14 protein-coding genes and 1 tRNA gene are annotated in these 18,377 nt (G+C 75.0%); 7 read left to right on the top strand and 8 right to left on the bottom strand.

Translation table 11 applies throughout. The annotated features are described in order from the left end of the window. Positions 1-9: 9 nt before the first annotated feature. Complete coding sequence (locus ABZ128_RS31895) at positions 10-723, bottom strand: exonuclease domain-containing protein (protein ID WP_356852932.1); 714 nt, start codon at positions 721-723, stop codon at positions 10-12. Between the two features lie 119 nt (positions 724-842). Beyond that, positions 843-2,138, bottom strand: coding sequence for an SAV2148 family HEPN domain-containing protein (locus ABZ128_RS31900; protein ID WP_356852934.1), 1,296 nt, complete (start codon positions 2,136-2,138; stop codon positions 843-845). Between the two features lie 288 nt (positions 2,139-2,426). Here ABZ128_RS31900 and glgX point away from each other — a divergent pair, with 288 nt between their 5' ends. Next, entirely contained in the window at positions 2,427-4,541 is a 2,115-nt protein-coding gene (gene glgX, locus ABZ128_RS31905) for a glycogen debranching protein GlgX (RefSeq protein ID WP_356852936.1), read from the top strand. On the opposite strand, the gene ABZ128_RS31910 is transcribed toward glgX, so the two are convergent. Continuing rightward, entirely contained in the window at positions 4,526-5,851 is a 1,326-nt protein-coding gene (locus ABZ128_RS31910) for an MFS transporter (protein ID WP_356852938.1), read from the bottom strand. The two genes, glgX and ABZ128_RS31910, sit on opposite strands and share 16 nt — an antisense overlap. 109 nt (positions 5,852-5,960) lie before the next feature. Here ABZ128_RS31910 and treY point away from each other — a divergent pair, with 109 nt between their 5' ends. Further along, positions 5,961-8,213, top strand: a complete 2,253-nt coding sequence (treY, locus tag ABZ128_RS31915) for a malto-oligosyltrehalose synthase (protein WP_356852955.1) — start codon at positions 5,961-5,963, stop codon at positions 8,211-8,213. Here treY and ABZ128_RS31920 read toward each other — a convergent pair. Beyond that, on the bottom strand, positions 8,118-9,083 hold the full coding sequence (locus ABZ128_RS31920) for a LysR family transcriptional regulator (protein WP_356852939.1): 966 nt from the start codon (positions 9,081-9,083) through the stop codon (positions 8,118-8,120). The genes treY and ABZ128_RS31920 overlap by 96 nt on opposite strands. Before the next feature lie 84 nt (positions 9,084-9,167). Between ABZ128_RS31920 and lpdA the strand changes: the two genes are divergently transcribed. Beyond that, positions 9,168-10,571, top strand: a complete 1,404-nt coding sequence (gene lpdA / locus ABZ128_RS31925) for a dihydrolipoyl dehydrogenase (protein WP_356852941.1) — start codon at positions 9,168-9,170, stop codon at positions 10,569-10,571. A gap of 118 nt (positions 10,572-10,689) precedes the next feature. Further along, positions 10,690-12,036 (top strand): M14 family zinc carboxypeptidase, encoded by a 1,347-nt coding sequence (locus ABZ128_RS31930; protein WP_356852942.1) that lies wholly within the window; start codon positions 10,690-10,692, stop codon positions 12,034-12,036. Here the strand turns inward: ABZ128_RS31930 and ABZ128_RS31935 are convergent. Further along, entirely contained in the window at positions 12,033-12,497 is a 465-nt protein-coding gene (locus tag ABZ128_RS31935; RefSeq protein WP_356852943.1) for a GNAT family N-acetyltransferase, read from the bottom strand. The genes ABZ128_RS31930 and ABZ128_RS31935 overlap by 4 nt on opposite strands. Positions 12,498-12,749: 252 nt before the next feature. After that, positions 12,750-13,310, bottom strand: coding sequence for a DUF1707 and FHA domain-containing protein (locus ABZ128_RS31940; protein WP_356852945.1), 561 nt, complete (start codon positions 13,308-13,310; stop codon positions 12,750-12,752). Positions 13,311-13,430: 120 nt separating this feature from the next. Here ABZ128_RS31940 and treZ point away from each other — a divergent pair, with 120 nt between their 5' ends. Then, complete coding sequence (treZ, locus tag ABZ128_RS31945; RefSeq protein ID WP_356852947.1) at positions 13,431-15,176, top strand: malto-oligosyltrehalose trehalohydrolase; 1,746 nt, start codon at positions 13,431-13,433, stop codon at positions 15,174-15,176. Positions 15,177-15,200: 24 nt separating this feature from the next. On the opposite strand, the gene ABZ128_RS31950 is transcribed toward treZ, so the two are convergent. Together ABZ128_RS31950 and ABZ128_RS31955 are read right to left on the bottom strand one after the other, a co-directional pair. Next, a complete protein-coding gene (locus ABZ128_RS31950) occupies positions 15,201-16,343 on the bottom strand; it encodes an aminopeptidase P family protein (RefSeq protein WP_356852948.1) in 1,143 nt (380 codons plus the stop codon). A 40-nt stretch (positions 16,344-16,383) separates the two neighbouring features. Next, the gene (locus ABZ128_RS31955; RefSeq protein WP_356852950.1) at positions 16,384-17,241 is read right to left on the bottom strand and encodes a LysR family transcriptional regulator; all 858 of its coding nucleotides are present in this window, start codon (positions 17,239-17,241) and stop codon (positions 16,384-16,386) included. A gap of 143 nt (positions 17,242-17,384) precedes the next feature. On the opposite strand from ABZ128_RS31955, the gene ABZ128_RS31960 reads away from it, so the two are divergent. Together ABZ128_RS31960 and ABZ128_RS31965 are read left to right on the top strand one after the other, a co-directional pair. After that, positions 17,385-18,191 (top strand): gamma-glutamyl-gamma-aminobutyrate hydrolase family protein, encoded by an 807-nt coding sequence (locus ABZ128_RS31960; protein WP_356852952.1) that lies wholly within the window; start codon positions 17,385-17,387, stop codon positions 18,189-18,191. Between the two features lie 75 nt (positions 18,192-18,266). Beyond that, a tRNA-His gene (locus ABZ128_RS31965) sits at positions 18,267-18,339 on the top strand. Positions 18,340-18,377: the final 38 nt, after the last annotated feature.

Genomic DNA, 18,377 nt, shown 5'->3' on the forward strand with positions numbered 1-18,377 from the left:
GACGGGTCTTCAGCCCCGGTACGGGACCACGGGCCAGGCCCGCTCGACCATCGCCTCGGGATCCGAGGTGCGCCGCAGGTGGCTCTGCAGCGAGGCGGCCTGCTCCGCCGCCGCGCGGACCTGGAGCTCGTGCAGCTCGGCCAGGGCGACGGAGCCTATGACCGCGTGCTCCGCCCCCATGCGCCGTGCCGCACGCGCGGCGGCCAGTGCGTCCGCGGCGGCGTCGTGCGCGTCGTCGAGCGTGACGCCGTAGTGCTCGCAGAGGGCTTGGAGGGTCCGCCTCCCCTTGCGGTAGCGGTCCGCGTGCTTGTCCAGCACCAACGGGTCGATGACCGCAGCGGGTCCGCCCCCGACCCGCTCCACCAGCGGCACGACCGCGTGCCTGCGGCACTCACGGTCCAGCAGCGACAGGTCGTACCGCGCGTTCATGACCACGAGCGGGGTCCCCGAGCGCAGCACGCCGGCCAGGATCCCGGTGATCTCCTCGATCGCGGGAGCGGCGGGCAGTCCCTGCGCGCGGGCCTGGTCCGTGGAAATGCCGTGGATCGCCGAAGCCTGCGCCGGGATCGGCACGCCCGGGTCCAGCAGCCAGGTCCGCTGCCGCGCGATCCCCCCGTCCGGCTCCACCGCGACCACCGCCGCGGTCACGATCCGGTCCGACTCGATGTCCGTCCCCGTCGTCTCCAGGTCGAAGGCGACCATCCGCTTGCTGATCCAGCTCATCGCAGGGCCCCGCCCCTCCGGACCGCCCGGGACGCCATGCCGTACCCGTCCTCCACCCCGTGCCCCTCCCCCGTACGCCTTCGGTCAACGGCTTTCAGCCTCGCACGGGGCACTGACAGTCACGACACCGGGCGGGAGTCCTCCCAGATCGACTCGAATTCCTCACGGTACGTGGGGAACAGGCCGTGATCCGCGTCACGCGCGGCGCCACGGGTGCCGGCGGGGCCGCCGCGCAGCACCAGCACCGGCGCCTCCATGCCGCGGGCCCGGCGCAGGTACGACTGCACCACCGCGATGCCCGAGGACTCCCCCTCCACCAGGTAGGCCGTGAAGCGCGGTGTCTCGTCGAAGACGTGGATCTCGAAGCGCGAGGGGTCGCGCAGCCCCGCCCGGACCCGGCGTACGTGCAGGATGTTCATCTCCACCGAGCGGCTCAGCTCGCCCTTGCGCAGGCCGAGCTCGCGCTCGCGCCGTTTCACCGCGCTGCTCGCCGGGTTCAGGAACAGCAGCCGCACCCGGCAGCCGGCCTCCGTGAGCCGCACGAGTCTTCGGCCCGAGAAGTTCTGCACCAGCAGGTTGAGGCCTATGCCGATGGCGTCGAGCCGCCGGGCCCCGCCGAACAGGTCCTCCGCGGGCAGCTGGCGCTGCAGGCGCACCCGGTCCGGGTGGACCGAGACGACGTCCGCGTACCGGTCCCCCACCAGGTCCTCGACCGCGTCGATCGGCAGCCGGTCCGCCGACGGGGAGCCCGCACCGCCGCCGAGGGCCTCCAGCAGCCGCGCCGAGGCCCGTTCGGCCTGCTCCAGCACCGGCCGCGACAGGGCACGGTTGCGGGAGACCACGTTGCGGGTGACCTCCAGCTCGTCGAGCGCCAGCTCGATCTCGCGCCGGTCGTCGAAGTACGGCTCGAAGCAGGGCCAGTGCTGGACCATCAGCTCCCGCAGCTGCGGCAGCGTCAGGAAGCTGAGCACGTTGTCGTCGGCGGGGTCCAGCAGGTACCCCTTGCGGCGGCTGACCTCGCGCACCGCCACGGCCCGCTGCACCCATTCCTGACCGGCGGGGCCGGCCGCGGCGACGACCCAGTCGTCCTCGCCGTGCACCGGCTCGTAGATCGGCCGCAGCACCGCGCCGACCACCGACCGCAGCCGCTGCTCGACGAGGTTCAGCCAGATGTACGCCCGGCCCGCCCGCTGGGCCCGCGTACGGACCTCGCTCCAGGCGTCCGCCCCCCAGTCCAGCTCGGCGCCGGCCCGTACGCTCCCGGCCGCCGGCGGGGCCAGGGACACCGCCCCGGCCGCCACGCCTGTGGGCACCCCGCCGGGCGCACCGCCGGGTGCACCTCCTGGGGCGTCCGCCGGGCCGCCGCCCTCGTGACCGCTGTCACCAGGGGGCAGCTCCAGACCTCCCGAGCTCACCCGTGCACCGCCTTCTGCGTCTGGACGCCCGTCTCCAGTGATCACGGAAGGGTACTCCGAGGTCGGCGCCCGGTGCAGCCCGATGGGCCGTACGGCGGGGGCCCGTTGACCCATTATCCGATGCGCGCATAGTCCGCTGACCCGCATATCAGGTCTCCGGGTCACCCGGAGGACGCATCCCAAGTCCCCGCGTAGGGCCCCACTTTCGGGGAAGATCTGCCAGTGACGTGGTCCACGGCGGATCAGCCCGACACATCAGCCCGAAGCCGAGAGGAAGAGTCCTTATCCATGCAGGTCTGGCCGGGACAGGCGTACCCGCTCGGTGCCACGTACGACGGCGCCGGGACCAATTTCGCGGTCTACTCCGAGGCCGCCCGACGTATCGAACTGTGTCTGCTGCACGACGACGGCTCCGAGACGGCCGTCGAGCTGCGCGAGACCGACGCCTTCGTGCGGCACGCCTACCTGCCCGGCGTGATGCCGGGCCAGCGCTACGGGTTCCGGGTGCACGGCCCGTACGAGCCCGAGCGTGGACTGCGCTGCAACGCGGCGAAGCTGCTGCTCGACCCGTACGCGCGTGCGATCGCCGGCAGTGTCGACTGGGGCGAGGAGGTCTACGGCTACCACTTCGGCCGGCCCGACTCCCGCAACGACCTGGACTCGGCCCCGCACACGATGAGCTCGGTCGTGGTGAACCCCTACTTCGACTGGGCCAATGACCGGCCGCCGCGCCACGAGTACCACCACACGGTGCTGTACGAGGCCCACGTCAAGGGGCTGACCATGCGTCACCCCGACCTTCCGGAGGAACTGCGCGGGACGTACGGGGCGCTCGCGCACCCGGCGGTCATCGGGCACCTCACCAAGCTGGGGGTGACGGCGCTGGAGCTGATGCCGGTGCACCAGTACGTCAACGACCACCGGCTGGTGGACGACGGGCTCAGCAACTACTGGGGCTACAACACGATCGGCTTCTTCGCCCCGCACAACGGCTACGCCTCGGGCGACCGCGGCCAGCAGGTGCTGGAGTTCAAGTCGGCGGTCCGGGCCCTGCACGAGGCCGGGATCGAGGTGATCCTGGACGTGGTCTACAACCACACCGCCGAGGGCAACCACCTGGGGCCGACGCTGTCCTTCCGGGGGTTGGACAACGCCTCGTACTACCGGCTCGCGGACGACCCCCGGCACTACATGGACACCACCGGCACCGGCAATTCGCTGCTGATGCGGTCCCCGCACGTGCTCCAGCTGATCATGGACTCGCTGCGGTACTGGGTCACCGAGATGCACGTGGACGGCTTCCGCTTCGATCTCGCGGCCACGCTCGCCCGGCAGTTCCACGAGGTGGACCGGCTGTCCTCGTTCTTCGACCTGGTCCAGCAGGACCCGGTGGTCAGCCAGGTCAAGCTGATCGCGGAGCCCTGGGACCTGGGCGAGGGCGGGTACCAGGTGGGGAACTTCCCGCCGCTGTGGACGGAGTGGAACGGCAAGTACCGGGACACCGTACGGGACCTGTGGCGCGGACAGCCGCGCACGCTGGCGGAGTTCGCGGGGCGGCTGACCGGCTCCTCGGACCTCTACCAGGACGACGGCCGCCGCCCGCTGGCCTCCATCAACTTCACGACCTGCCACGACGGTTTCACCCTGCACGACCTGGTCTCGTACAACGAGAAGCACAACGAGGCCAACCGGGAGGGCAACCGGGACGGCGAGACCCACAACCGGTCCTGGAACTGCGGCGCGGAGGGGCCGACCGAGGATCCGGAGGTGCAGCAGCTGCGCGAGCGGCAGATGCGCAACTTCGTGGCCACCCTGATGGTGTCGCAGGGCGTGCCGATGCTCAGTCACGGCGACGAGTTCGCCCGCAGCCAGGGCGGCAACAACAACGCCTACTGCCAGGACAACGAGCTGTCCTGGGTGCAGTGGCCGGACCCGGGCAAGCCGGCACCGGCCCTGCTGGAGTTCACCCGGCGGATGGTGTGGCTGCGGCGCGACCACCCGGTGTTCCGGCGGCGCCGGTTCTTCCACGGGCGGCCGGTGGAGGGCACCGACGACGAGCTGTCCGACATCGCCTGGTTCACCCCGTACGGGGAGCCGATGCGGGCCCGCGACTGGCAGGCGCAGCACGCACGGGCGCTGACGGTGTTCCTGAACGGGGAGGCCATCTCCGAGCCGGGCGCCCGCGGGGAGCGGATCACCGACGACTCGTTCCTGCTGATGTTCAACGCGGGCGCGGAGCCGCAGGAGTTCACGATCCCCGCCGGGCACGGTGCCCAGTGGCGGCTGGTCGTGGACACGGCACGGCCGGAGGTGCTGCCACCCGGCACCGGGCCGCAGTTCGCGGACGGGGACCGGGTGGCGCTGACGGGACGGTGCCTGGTGGTGCTTCAGCGCCCGGCGTAGGCGGCCGCCGCGGAACCGCCGTCCGCCGCGGGCCGGTCGGCCGGGCGTCCGGCGGCGGCGCGGCCGGGCGGCAGGGCGGGGGCCGTACGGGCGGCCGGGACGCGGGTGGTGAGGGCGAGGAGCAGACAGAGCGCGGCGGCTGCGACGCAGACGGCGAAGGCCCCGGAGGGCCCGTACCACTCGGCGAGCCGCCCGGAGAGCGCGAGGGCGGCCGCCTGGCCGGCGACCAGCGAACTGGCCGCGAAGGCCGTCGACTCGGCGAGCCGGGACGGCTCCACGGACCGCTCGGTGAGGGCGAACGCGGTGATCAGGTGCGGGGCGAAGGCGGCCCCGAGCACGGTGACGACGGCGTACAGCGGCCCCAGGGTGTCGGTGAACAGCAGCGGTACGCAGAGCACGAGTGCGGCGCCGGTGGCCGCGCGCCAGCGCAGCCGCAGGCCGAAGCGGGCGGGCAGTGCACCGATCCCGAGGCCCACGGCCGCGCTGACGACGCCCATGGCGGCGTACACGAGCCCGGCCTGGCCGGGAACGCCGAGGCGGGCGGTGAGGGCGGCGATACCGGCCTGGCAGCCGCCGAACAGGGCGCCCTGGAGGAAGAGCGAGCAGCGCACGGCGTACACGACGCGCGGATGCCTGCCCGGTGCGGTCCGGGCGGCGGCCCGGGCCTCGCCGTTGCCGCCGGCCCGCGCCGGGTCCCCGGCCGTGACGGCGGCGGTCGGGTGCAGCGCGAAGGCGGTGGCGAACACGGCGACGAGGGCGGCGGCGGCCCCGAGCGCGGCCGCGGGGTGCGCGAGCAGCGCGGCCAGCCCGACCAGGGCGGGGCCGAAGACGAAGGAGACCTCGTCCAGGGTGCCTTCGAGGGAGTGGACGGCGCCGACCACGCACTCGTCGGCCCCGGCGCGGTGCGCGAGGGCCACGGAGCGGGTCCGGGCGAGCGGCCCGATCAGGGGCACCGAAGCGCCGGTGACGGCGCCGATCGCGGCCAGCGGGAGGGTGGCGAGGCCGCCGAGGGCCCCGGCGACCAGGGCCGCGGTGGCGACGGCGTTGACCGCCGCGGCGGTCAGGACCACGGGCCGCTGCCCGTGCCGGTCGGCGAGCCGGCCGAGGACGGGGCCGAGCACCACCTGCCCGGCGGACAGGGTGCCGCCGACCGCTCCGGCGGTGGCGAGGGAACCGCTGGTCTCGGCGACCAGCAGGACGCTGCCGAACTGGGACATGGCCACGGGCAGACGGGCAAGAAAGGAAATGAGGGGAAGGAGGGGCCCGGTCAGGGCGATGACTCTTCGATAGGTACTGGCGGCTTCAAGCACTCGCGCAACGCTAACGCGGTGCAGTCACCCGGATGCATTGGGTAATGGCACGGAATCAGGGAAGGTGGGTACGTACGTTCTCATGAGCCAGCCGAACGCGTACATCCGAATGGAATCCGATGTTCCGGCAGTCGTTCCCCCGGGGACACCCCGGTCGACCTACCGCCTCCAGCTGCGGGCGGGGTTCGACTTCGCGGCGGCCGGGGCGGCCGTCCCGCACCTCGCGTCCCTCGGCGTGTCGCACCTGCACCTCTCGCCGGTGCTGGAGGCGGTCCCCGGCTCCGCGCACGGCTACGACGTCACCGACCACACCCGGGTGCGGACCGAGCTCGGCGGTGAGGCGGGGCTGCGGGCCCTGGCCGCGACCGCCCGGGCGCACGGGCTGGGCCTGGTCCTGGACATCGTGCCCAACCACATGGCGGTGCCCTCCCCGCTGCGGCTGAACCGGCCCCTGTGGGAGGTGCTGCGGGAGGGGCCGGACTCCCCGTACGCGCGCTGGTTCGACATCGACTGGGAGGCGGGCGGCGGACAGGTGCTGCTGCCCGTCCTCGCCGGACCGCCAGACCCGGCGGCGTTCACGGTCGACGGCGGGGTACTGCGCCACGGGGAGCAGGAGTTCCCGCTCCGGGAGGGCACGGCAGGACTGGACCCGGCCGGGCTGCTGGCCGCCCAGTGGTACCGGCCGGCCTGGTGGCGCGAGGCCCGTACGGCGCTCAACTACCGCCGCTTCTTCACGATTTCGGACCTGATCGGGGTCCGGGTCGAGGATCCCGAGGTCTTCGCGGCCACCCACGCGAAGGTGGTGGAGCTGGTGCACGGGGGCGTGGTGCAGGGGCTGCGGATCGACCACGTGGACGGGCTGGCCGACCCGGAGGAGTACCTGCGGCGGCTGCGCGCGGCCGTGGGGGACGGCTGCTGGATCGTGGTCGAGAAGATCCTCGCCCGCAGCGAACGCCTGCCGCCCACCTGGCCGGTGGCGGGCACCACCGGCTACGACGCGCTGTACCGGCTGGACGGCGTGTTCACCGATCCCGTGGGCGCCGCCGAACTGGCCCGCCGCTACCGGGAGGCCACCGGCGCGGCGGACTGGCCGCGGACGGCGGAGCGCTCCGCGCGAGAGGTGCTGACCGAGGACCTGGCCGCCGAGCTGGCCGCGCTGGAGCGCCGCGCGGGCCCCGGGGCGGCGCGGGCCGTGCGGGAACTGCTGATCGCCTACCCGGCCTACCGCCCCTACCCCGGCACGGACGGGTTCGCCGGCCTGGCCGCGGTGGCGCGGGCGGCGGGCGTGAGCGCCGAGGAGGCCGACGCCGTACGCGAACGGGCCCGGCAGGACCCGGCGTTCGCGGCGCGCTTCGCGCAGACCTCGGCGGCCCTGCGCGCCAAGTCCCTGGAGGACCGGGCGTTCTACCGCTGGGCGCCCCTGCTGTCCGCCACCGAGGTCGGGGGCGATCCCGGCCGTCCGGCGGTCTCCGTCGAGGAGTTCCACGCCTACTGCGCCGAGCTCGAACGGGACTGGCCGCATTCCGGGACGGTCCTGTCCACGCACGACACCAAGCGCAGCGCGGACGTCCGGGCCCGGATCTCGGTGCTGTCGCAGGCGCCGGAGCTGATGGGGCGGCCGGCGGGGCCCGATCCGCAGCTCGCCTGGGTGGCCCGGCAGACGGCGCTCGGCCTCGGACAGGTCCCGGAGCGGGCCGAGCGCCTGGGGGCGGCCCTGCTCAAGGCCGCCCGCGAGGCGGCGCTGCGCACCAGCTGGACCGACCAGGACGAGGAGTACGAGGCCGCGGTCGGGCAGTACGCCGAGGAAGGGCGGCAGCCGGCGGACTTCCACGAGGAGGCGGGAGCGGCCGAGGCGGCCCGGGCCAACCTGCTCGGCATGACCCTGCTGCACCTGGTCATGCCCGGGATCCCCGAGGTCTACCAGGGCGCCGAGACCGAGTACCGGGCCCTGGTCGACCCGGACAACCGGCGCCCCGCCCGGTTCCCGCGCGAGGCCCTGGCCCGGCTGGACGCGGGGGCGCGGCCCCGGGACCAGGCCGAGGAGAAGCTCGCGCTGACCGCCGCCCTGCTGCGGCTGCGCCGGGACCGGCCCGAGCTGTTCACCGGCTACACCCCGCTGGCCGCCCGCGGCCCGGCGGCCGGGCACTGCGTGGCGTTCAGGCGCTCGGCCGGGCTGCTCGCGGTGGCGACCCGGCTCGCGTACCGGCTCGCGGGGACGGGCGGCTGGCGGGACACCGCGCTGCCGCTGCCGCCCGGGCGGTGGCGCTCACTGCTCGCGCCGCACGTCCCGTACGAGGGCGAGGTGCTGCTCACCGAGCTGTTCGCCGACCGGCCGGTGGGGCTGCTCCTGCGGGACGGCTGAGCGGGGGGCGACGAGCTCGGCGAAGGCCTCCGCCACGCCGGTCAGCGGCGCCCGGGAGAAGACGGCCAGGGGCCGGTGCCACGGCGGGTCCAGGGAGAGCAGCACGCAGTCCTCGCCGAGGGCGCCCCGGACCGTGTGGGCCGGAGCGGCGACGATGCCCACCCCGGCCGCGGCCATCCGTACCGCGGTGGAGGTGTGCTCCGTACGCAGCACCGAGCGCGGGGTGAAGCCGACGCTCCCGCACGCCCAGTCGAGGAACGGCCGGCCCTGCACCAGGGGTTCCATCGCGCAGCGGATCCAGTCGCGGTCGGCGAGCTCGGCGAGCCGGACCGCGCCCCGGCCGGCGAGGGGGTCGTCGAAGGGGACCACCAGGACGATCTCCTCGCGGCCTGCCGCCAGTACCGGGCCGGTCCACTCCTTGGGCTCCGGGCCGACGGCGAGGTCCGCCACGCCGCGCTCCACCTGTTCCTCCAGCTCCGCGGTGGACCCGTACTCGCGCAGCACCAGCCGGACGCCCGGGTGCAGGATGCGCCAGCGGGCGACGACGGCGGGAAGGAGGCCGACGGCGACGGCGTGGACGGCCGCGATGTGGAGCTCGCCGCCGGCCGCCCCCGCGGCGGCGCGCGCGGCGCGTTCGGCCTGGCGGGCGCTGCGGACGGCGAGCTGGGCGTGCGGCAGGAAGGCGCGCCCCATGGGGGTGAGCCGCACCCCGCGCGGCATGCGCTCCAACAGGGCGCCGCCCACGGACCGTTCCAAGGCTTTGACCTGGTGGGACAGGGCCGGCTGGGTGACGTGCAGGGCGTCGGCGGCGCGGGTGAAGGAGGACTCCTCCACGACCGTGAGGAAGTACTCCATCTGGCGCAGACTCATGGGCAGGAAGCATAAAGAGTCTGCATGGAGCCGAGAAGATCATTGCCTTGGACTCATGGCCGGCCCCGGCGGCACGCTGGCCGCATGACCTCAGCAGACGTGATCGTGATCGGCGGCGGCACGGGCGGCTACAGCACCGCCCTGCGCGCCGCGGCCCTCGGGCTGACCGTCGTCCTCGTGGAACGCGACAAGGTGGGCGGTACGTGCCTGCACCGCGGCTGCATCCCCAGCAAGGCGATGCTGCACGCGGCCGAACTCGTCGACGGCATAGGGGAGGCGCGGGAGCGGTGGGGGGTTGCCGCACATGTGGACGCCGTGGACTGGGCGGCGCTGACCGCCACCCGGGACGACATCGTCGCCCGCAACCACAAGGGCGTGCAGGCGCACCTGGAGCACGCCGGCGTACGCGTGGTGCACGCCGCGGCCCGGCTGACCGGGCCGCGCTCCGTACGCACCGACGACGGCCGGGAGTTCACGGCCGTCCGCGGCATCGTGCTGGCCACCGGGTCCAGGCCGCGGACGCTGTCCGGGCTTGAGCCCGACGGGCACACGGTCGTCACCAGCGACGACGCGCTGTTCGCGCCGGGGCTGCCGGGCTCGGTGCTGGTGCTGGGCGGCGGGGCGATCGGGGTGGAGTACGCCTCCTTCCACCGGTCGATGGGCGCGGCGGTCACCTTGGTCGAGGCCGCGGACCGACTGGTGCCGCTGGAGGACGCCGACGTGTCGCGGCATCTGGCGCGCGGGCTGAAGAAGCGGGGCATCGACGTGCGGGCCGGGGCCCGGCTGGAGGGGGTGGTGCGGCTCCCGGGCGGGGGCGTGCGCGCGAGCGTGCGCGGGGCGCGCGGCGACGTCGTGGAGCTGGAGGCGGAGCGGCTGCTCGTGGCGGTCGGACGGGTGCCGGTGACCGACGGCCTGGACCTGGCCGCGGCCGGACTGGCGGCGGACGCGCGGGGTTTCGTGGCACCGGCCGACTGGTCCCGGCTGGAGACCCCGGTGCCGGGCATCCACGTGGTGGGCGATCTGCTGCCGCCGCCCTCGCCCGGCCTGGCGCACGCGTCGTTCGCCGAGGGGCTGCTGGTCGCGGAGACCCTGGCGGGGGTGGCGGGCGCGCCGGTGGACTACACGGCGGTGCCGCGCGTGACGTACTCGGCGCCGCAGACCGCCGCGGTCGGGCTGACGGAGGCGCAGGCGCGGGAGCTGTCGTACGACGTCGTGGTGAACACCATGCCGCTGACGGCGGTGGCCAAGGGGATGGTGCACGGGCAGGGCGGGACGGTGAAGGTCGTCGCGGAACGGGGCGGGCGGGTGCTGGGCGTGCACCTGGTGGGGCCGCACGTCTCGGAGATGATCGCGGAGAGCCAGCTGATCGTGGGGTGGGAGGCGGAGCCGGGCGATGTGGCCCGCCACGTCCACGCCCATCCGACCCTGTCGGAAGCGGTCGGTGAGGCCTTCCTCTCGCTGGCGGGCCGGGGGCTGCACCAGCAGTAGCACCGCCTTCGGCGCCGGCCCCGGGCCGGGTGGCCGGCAAGGCGTTGGCCAGGGCCTTTCGGGAAGTGTGGGGGGCGCGGAGCAGTAGGGGGCGTGCGCGGCGGGCATTGCATGAGACGTGACCCTGCATCGTGACATGTGCTATCCCACCCCCCAGGAACTCGCCTCGGCCGCACGGGCGCTGGCGGAGGAGCACCCCGCCCTGGTCCGGCTCCGCCAGGCGGGCACCTCCCGGGCCGGCCAACCGTTGTGGCTGCTCTCCCTGGCCCCGTCGCAGCCCCGGGCCGGTGCCGGGGGCCGCGGCCCAGGGCCGGGTCGGGGCCGTGCCGCGGAACCCCGCAGCGTGCTCGTCGTGGCCGGGGCGCACGCCAATGAGCCCGTGGGCGGGGCCACCGCGCTCGCGCTCGTACGGCGGCTCGTCCACGACCCCGCCCACCGGGCCGGATGCGGCTGGCACTTCCTGCTCTGCGCCGATCCCGACGGCGCGGCCCTGCACCGCACGCCCCGGCCGTACTCCCTGCTGCACTACCACCGGAACTTCTACCGGCCGCCCGGCCCGGAACAGCCCGAGTGGGCGCCGTCCTTACTGACCGCCGACCGGCTGCCGCCGGAGACCCGCACGCTGACCGCCCTCATCGACGAACTGCGGCCCGTCCTCCAGGTCTCCCTGCACGGCACCGACCTCGGCGGCTCCTGGGTGCAGCTGACCCGGGACATACCGAACCTCGCCGAGCCCTTCGCCAAGTCGGCGGCCGAGCTGCGGATACCGATCGAGACGGGGGCCTCGGACGCGGCCGGCTGGCCCTCCCCCGGCCCGGGGATCTTCGTGCTGCCGGGCGCCGGTGCCGACCCCGCCGGAGCCTTCCACCCGGAGGACACCCGGCTCAGCACCTGGTACCACGCCCACCGCTACGACGGCACCACCGCCATCGTCGAAGTCCCCATGTGGGCCTCCGACCTGGTGGACGATCCGGCCCCGCATCCCGACCCGCGCGCCGCCCTGCGCCTCCTGGGCGGCCGGCTCACCACGGACGCGGCGCTGGTGGCGGGCGCGCGGGAGCTCGTACGCGAGGACGCGCCGTACCGCACGCCCGGCGACGGGGCCGACGCGGCGGCGCTGCTGCGGGCCGTCGACTGGACCCTCGCCCTGATCCCCCGGATCGCCGCCGAGTGGGCCGGTGCCGGGGCGCCCGCCGAGGCCACGGCCGCCTACATCGGCAGCATCGACGCCTTCGGGCGGCGCCTGTCGCTGCGCGCCGCCGCGATGCTGCTGCGGGTGCTGCGTGCGCAGGGGCACCCGGCGGCGCCCGCGCTGGACCGGCTCGTCACCGGCTGGTGCGAGTCCTTCGCCGCCCGGTTCCAGGCGCGCCGGGTCCCGGTGGCCGTCCAGGTCGAGCACCAGGCCCGCACGGTCCTGGCCGCGTACGAGCGCCTCACCGGGGCGCCCGCCGAAGAGGGGCTCTAGCTCTGCACGGGCAGGGAGTAGCGGCGCTTGGGTGCGGAGGTGGCGCCGAGGCGGTCGTAGAAGCGGATGGCGCCCTCGTTCCAGTCCGGGGTCTGCCACTGGACGTGGTCGAGGCCGAGCTCCCGGGCGAGGGCGGCCACGGCGTCCATCAGGGCGGCGCCCAGTCCCTGGCCGCGGGCGTCCTCGGCGAGGTAGAGGCAGTCCATGTGGAGGTAGTGGCGGGCGTCCCAGAAGGCGAACTCGGCGGTGCAGGCGGCGTATCCGGCGACCGTGCCGTCCCGGGCCTCGGCGAGCAGGACCCACATCCGCGCCCCTTCGGCGAACAGCTGGGGGCCGAGACGGTCGGCCAGGTCCGGCGGCCGGGGCGCGGATTTCTCGTACGCGACGTGTTCGTGGATGAGTTCGACGAGGCGGGGCAGGTCCTCAGGGCGCGCGGGGCGCACGACAGGCGTGTTGTCCATGCGCCCATCATCGCCTCCGGTGGCGCCCGCCGTGGCCGCGGGAGCTGCGGGGGCGGCGCAGCACGGGAGCAGGGAAGAGCCCGCGGTCAGCAGGGCCGCGCAGGTCGCCGCCACTGCGGTACGGCGCGTACGGCGGGGTGTCGTGGTCGGCTCGCGCATTCCTCGGGCCGTCACGGCCTCGCGCTCGACGGTCCCCCGGACCGGAGCGGGACACGCCGTACCCTTCTGGCGCCCGGGCCGGGCCGGGCGGAGTCAGGCCGCCGACAGCCGGAACGACATGCGGCCGAACCCGACCTGGTCTCCGTCGCGGACCACGATCGAGCCGGTCACCCGGCGCCCGTTGACGGTGGTGCCGTTGGACGAGCCGAGGTCGGTCAGGACCCACATCCCGTTGCGCAGCCCGAGTTCGGCGTGGACCCGGGAGACGGTCTCGTCGGTGAGCCGCAGCCCGTTGCCCGGGTCGCGGCCGATCCGCAAGGGCTGCGCGCCCGGATGCGGAAACAGCAGCTTGGGCAGCCGCTCGGCGTTCCAGGCGCGCCGGACCCCGGCGGACACGGCGGAGACCCGGCCCACCCAGCCGAACACCCGCCGGGTCCATGCCCCTTCGGCCGCACGGCCTTCGAGGTCGGCGGTGAGCACGGCGAGTTCCTCGGAACGGCGGGCGACGAGCGCGAGCTCCATGCGGCGCAGGAAGGTGTCGTGGGACAGCTTCCCGAGGGCGGCCCCCTCGCGGAGCTTGCCCAGGGCCGTGTCGCGCTCCGCGTCGGACAGGCGCGGCGCGGGGTGGGCGGGGAACTCGAAACTCGACGTCACAGGGTGATTGTCGGCCCGTCGTGCCGGAGTGTCCAGAACTCCCCCGGCCGCCCGGCCATGATGGGGTCGGCACGTGGCCGGGCACACGTTCCGGTACCGCCGAAGAGGAGGGGACCGTCCGTGCAGTTCGAGGTGTGGGCACCGCTGACGGACCGGGTCGCGCTGCGGCTCGGTGACACCGCGTACGACATGGCACGCGATCCGGACCGGGCGGGGTGGTGGACCGTCCGGGCCCCGGCCGCCGACGGGGACCGGTACGGGTTCCTGCTGGGCGGCGATCCGTCCGTACGGCCCGACCCGCGCGGGCGGCGGCTGCCCGACGGGCCGGACGGCCTCTCGGCCGTGGTGGACCTCGCGGCACTGACCCCGGGCGCGCCGCCGCCCGGCATCCCGCTCCAGGACGCGGTCCTGTACGAGCTGCACGTCGGCACCTTCACCCCCGAGGGCACCTTCGACTCCGCCGCCGCCCGCCTCGGGCACCTCGCCGCCCTCGGGATCACGCACGTGGAGCTGATGCCGGTGTGCCCCTTCCCCGGGCGGCACGGCTGGGGGTACGACGGTGTGGCGCCCTGGGCGGTGCACGAGCCGTACGGCGGCCCGGCCGGGCTGGCCCGGTTCGTCGACGCCGCCCACGCGGCCGGGCTCGGCGTGGTGCTGGACGTGGTCCACAACCACCTGGGCCCCTCCGGCAACCACCTCCCGGCGTTCGGGCCCTACTTCACCGACACCCACCACACCCCGTGGGGCGCGGCCGTGAACCTGGACGCCGCCGGCTCGGACGAGGTCCGCGCCTACTTCATCGGCAGCGCCCTCGCCTGGCTGCGGGACTACCGGATCGACGGTCTGCGGCTGGACGCGGTGCACTCCCTGGCCGACGAGCGGGCGCTGACCTTCCTGGAGGAGCTGGCCGCCGCCGTGGACGAGCTCGCCGCCGAGTCGGCCCGGCCGCTGTTCCTGATCGCCGAGTCCGACCGGTGCGATCCGCGCACCACGACCCCGCGCGCGACCGGCGGCCTGGGCCTGCACGCCCAGTGGAACGACGACTTCCACCACGCCCTGCACTGCGCGCTGACCGGCGAATCCCAGGCGTACTACGCCGACTTCGCACGCGCCCCGCTCGCCGCCCTGGCCAAGACCATGACCCGGGTGTTCTTCCACGACGGCACCTGGTCCTCCTTCCGCGGCCGCACCCACGGCCGACCCGTGGACCGGCGTCGCACCCCCGCGCACCGCTTCCTCGGCTACGCCCAGACCCACGACCAGATCGGCAACCGGGCCCTCGGCGACCGGCTCACCGCCTCGCTCTCTCCCGGGCTCCTCGCGTGTGCGGCGGCGCTGGCGCTGACCGGGCCGTTCGTGCCGATGCTGTTCATGGGCGAGGAGTGGGGCGCCGGCACGCCGTGGCAGTACTTCACCGACCACCCGGACCCGGAGCTCGCCGAGGCCGTGCGCACCGGCCGGCGGCGGGAGTTCGCCGGGCACGGCTGGAAGGCGGTGGAGATCCCCGACCCGCAGGACCCCGCCACCCGCGACCGCTCCTGCCTGGACTGGGCCGAGCCGGAGCGCCCCCCGCACGACCGGCTGCTGTCCTGGTACCGGACCCTGATCGCGCTGCGCCGCAGCAACCCGGACCTGCACGATCCGGACCTGGCGGCGGTGAAGGTCGCCTACGACGAGGAGCGCCGCTGGATCACCTTCCGGCGGGGTGACGTACGGGTGGTGGTGAACCTGTCGCCCGAGCCGACGACGATCGCCCTGGGCCGCAACGGCGTCCGCGTCCTGGCCGCCTGGGAACCGGTGGCCCACCCGGACCCCGACGGCCGCATCCACGTGCCGGCCGAATCGGCGGTCGTCCTCGGCCCGTAGGGCGCGCGCCCGCCCGCGGGGCGGCTACTCCACGACGGCCAGTTCGCGCGGGGCCTCGTTGAAGCTGCGTCCGCCGGAGGCGGTGACCGTCACGATGTCCTCGATGCGCACGCCGAAGCGGCCGGGCAGGTAGACGCCTGGTTCCACGGAGAAGCACATCCCGGGGACCAGCAGCTGTTCCTCGCCCTCCACCATGTACGGCGGCTCGTGCGTGGTGACGCCGATGCCGTGGCCCGTGCGGTGGATGAAGCGGTCGCCGTAGCCGAACTCGGTGATCACCGCGCGGGCCGCCCGGTCCACCTCCTGGCAGGCGATGCCCGGGCGGACGACGGCGCGGGCGGCCTGCTGGGCCTCGCGGACGACGTCGTGGACGCGCTGCTCCTCGGCGCCCGGCTCCCCGACGTGCACGGTGCGGGAGATGTCGGAGCCGTAGCCGTGGCGCAGGCCGCCGAAGTCGAGGACCACCATGTCGCCGTGGCCGATGACCCGGTCGCCGGCCTCGTGGTGCGGGTTCGCGCCGTTGGGGCCGGAGCCGACGACCGTGAAGTCGACCTGGGAGTGGCCGTGTTCGCGCAGCAGCGCGGCCAGGTCGGCGGCGACCTCCTGCTCCCGGCGCCCGGCGAAGCGGACCCGGAGGACCTGCGCGTACGCGGCATCGGCCGCCGCGCCGGCCGCCGCGAGCCGCTCCAGCTCCCGCTCGTCCTTGACGGCGCGCAGCATGGGCAGCGCGTCGGTGAGCGCGGCGTACGAGGTGCCCGGCAGCTCCTTGCGCAGGCCGAGCAGGTGGAGGGCCCAGGTGTTGTCGCTCACCCCGTAGCGTCCCTCGGCTCCCAGGAGCGGGGCGGTGATGCCGTACGGGTTCGTCCCGTCGGTCCAGTCGCGCAGGGTCAGGGCCGGTGCGCCCGGGGCCCGCTCCGCGTCGGGGGCCTCCAGGGCGGGCACCACCAGGACCGGTTCCTCGCCGGCGCGGAGCACGAGCAGGGTCAGCCGCTCGGTGTCGGCGGGCGGCCGGTAGCCGGTGAGGTGGGCCATGTCCGGCCCGGGGGCGATGAGCAGCCCGGCCAGTCCGGCATCGGCGGCGCTCCGTGCGGCGGCGGTCATCCGGGCGGCGTAGTCGGCGGCGGTGAAGGGGGCCGGAACGGCTTCGAGGTCCACGTCGAAATCCATGGGGCGATCCTGCCGCCGGACCGGCCCGGGCGCGAGCGGGTCAGTCCCCGGCCGGGACCGGGGCGGTCAGCCGGGCGGCGAGGGCGGCGGCCGCGGGGGTCGGGCTCGTCGGCGTGAGCAGCTCCGTACGGTGCACCAGGCGCGGGGCGGACAGCGGTACGGCGACCCCGGCTCCGGCGCTCTCGGCCACCCGGCGGGGCAGCAGGACCAGGCCGTGGCCGGCGGCCGCGAGGGCGCACAGGGCGCGCAGGTCGGTGCCTTCGTAGCGCAGGGAGGGCCGGGTGCGCACGGCGGCGGGCGCGATGCCCGCCTGCGGTGCGTCGAGCCAGCGGGCGTCGGCGAGGTCGTCGAGGCGCAGCGCGGGCCGCCCGGCGAGGGGATGCCCGGCCGGGAGCAGGACGGCCAGTTCCTCCTCGCCGGCTCCGGTGACCGTCAGCGGGGCCACGTCGGGCAGCCGCAGCGGGTCGCTGGGCGCGGCGAGGCCGTCGACCAGGCCGAGGTCGCAGCCGCCGGCGGCCACGGCGGCGGGCACCTCGGCGGGCGGCAGCATCCGGAGGGTGACCCCGGTGGCCGGGAGCGCGGAGAGCAGCCGGGGCGAGACGGCGAGCGGGGAGACGGCGAGCACGACCTGCCCGGGCGGCGCGGCGGCGAGCCGCAGTACGTCGGCGCGGGCGGCGTCGAGCCGCAGCAGCAGCGGCCCGGCGTGCTCCAGCAGCCGCACCCCGGCGGGCGTCGGCTCCACGGGCCGCCGGGTGAGCAGCTCGGCCCGCAGGTCGCCTTCGAGGGCGGCGATGTGCTGGGAGACCGCGGACTGGGTGTAGCCGAGCTCGCGGGCGGCTCCGGAGAAGGAGGACAGGCGCACGACGGTGACGAAGGTGCGGAGCAGGTGCGGATCCATGGGCCCCAGCTTGCACGGGCCCTGCGCCCGCCCCGCCGCCGGGCCGGCGGCAGCCCCGCGCCGACCGTGCATCAGCCGTGCTTATGGAGCATGCAGGAACAATCGTTGGCGCCGAACGGGGTCGGCGCCGCAGGATGATCCACATGACCACCGCACAGACCACACAGACCACACAGACCGCGCAGACCGCACATTCCTCGCAGACCTCGCAGATCCCGCACACGCAGGTCGCCCGGATCGCCCTCGTCGGCGACCGCTCCCCGCACGTGACCTCCCACAACCGGATCCCGCTGCTCCTCGACGCCCTCGCCGCACGGGAGGGTCTGGTCCTCGACGCGTACTGGATCCCCACCGGCGAGGCCGGCGCCGAGGCCGCGACCGGCTCCCTGGCCCGCTTCGACGCCGTCTGGGTGCTGCCCGGCAGCCCGTACGCCAGCGAGGCCGGGGTGCTGGCGGCGATCCGGGAGGCCCGGGAGGCGGGCATCCCGTTCCTCGGGACCTGCGGAGGCTTCCAGCACCTGCTGCTGGAGTACGCCCGTTCCGTGTGCGGGCTGCCCGGCGCCGCGCACGCCGAGAACGACCCCGGAGCCGTCGACCCGCTGATCGCCCCGCTCTCCTGCTCGCTCGTCGGGCACGAGGGCCTCGTACGGGCCGAGCCGGGCTCCCTCGCGGAGTCCGTGCTCGGCGCCGAACGCTCGATGGAGCGCTACCACTGCAACTACGGGCCCGCGCAGCAGCACCTGCCGCTGCTCACCGCGCACGGCCTGCGGGTGTCGGGGTACGACGAGGACGGCCAGGCGCGGATCGTGGAGCTGCCCGGGCACCCCTTCTTTGTGGGCACGCTGTTCCAGCCTGAGCTGTCCGGGAACGGGACGCGGCCCCACCCCGTCGTGAAGGCGCTGGCTGCGGCCGCCGTGGCGCACGCTGCGGGGCGGCGCCCCGGGCGGTAAAGGCGTCGCGGGACCACCCTGCTGATCGGCTATGCTGTGCATGCACATCGAACGGGCGGTCCGCCGCCCTTCGTGGTGGGTGTAGCTCAGTTGGTAGAGCACCTGGTTGTGGTCCAGGTGGCCGCGGGTTCGAGTCCCGTCACTCACCCTGTAGTTCCCGTAGGGGTACGAGGAAGACCTCGTACC

This window comes from Streptomyces sp. NPDC006326 (assembly GCF_040612915.1).
Lineage (GTDB): Bacteria > Actinomycetota > Actinomycetes > Streptomycetales > Streptomycetaceae > Streptomyces.

Coding starts and splice junctions, on each gene's coding strand:
- ABZ128_RS31960 (WP_356852952.1), top strand. CDS start 17,385: ATGACCACCGCACAGACCACACAGACCACACAGACCGCGCAGACCGCA.
- ABZ128_RS31920 (WP_356852939.1), bottom strand. CDS start 9,083: ATGAGTCTGCGCCAGATGGAGTACTTCCTCACGGTCGTGGAGGAGTCC.
- ABZ128_RS31950 (WP_356852948.1), bottom strand. CDS start 16,343: ATGGATTTCGACGTGGACCTCGAAGCCGTTCCGGCCCCCTTCACCGCC.
- lpdA (WP_356852941.1), top strand. CDS start 9,168: ATGACCTCAGCAGACGTGATCGTGATCGGCGGCGGCACGGGCGGCTAC.
- treY (WP_356852955.1), top strand. CDS start 5,961: ATGGAATCCGATGTTCCGGCAGTCGTTCCCCCGGGGACACCCCGGTCG.
- ABZ128_RS31935 (WP_356852943.1), bottom strand. CDS start 12,497: ATGGACAACACGCCTGTCGTGCGCCCCGCGCGCCCTGAGGACCTGCCC.
- glgX (WP_356852936.1), top strand. CDS start 2,427: ATGCAGGTCTGGCCGGGACAGGCGTACCCGCTCGGTGCCACGTACGAC.
- ABZ128_RS31895 (WP_356852932.1), bottom strand. CDS start 723: ATGAGCTGGATCAGCAAGCGGATGGTCGCCTTCGACCTGGAGACGACG.
- ABZ128_RS31955 (WP_356852950.1), bottom strand. CDS start 17,241: ATGGATCCGCACCTGCTCCGCACCTTCGTCACCGTCGTGCGCCTGTCC.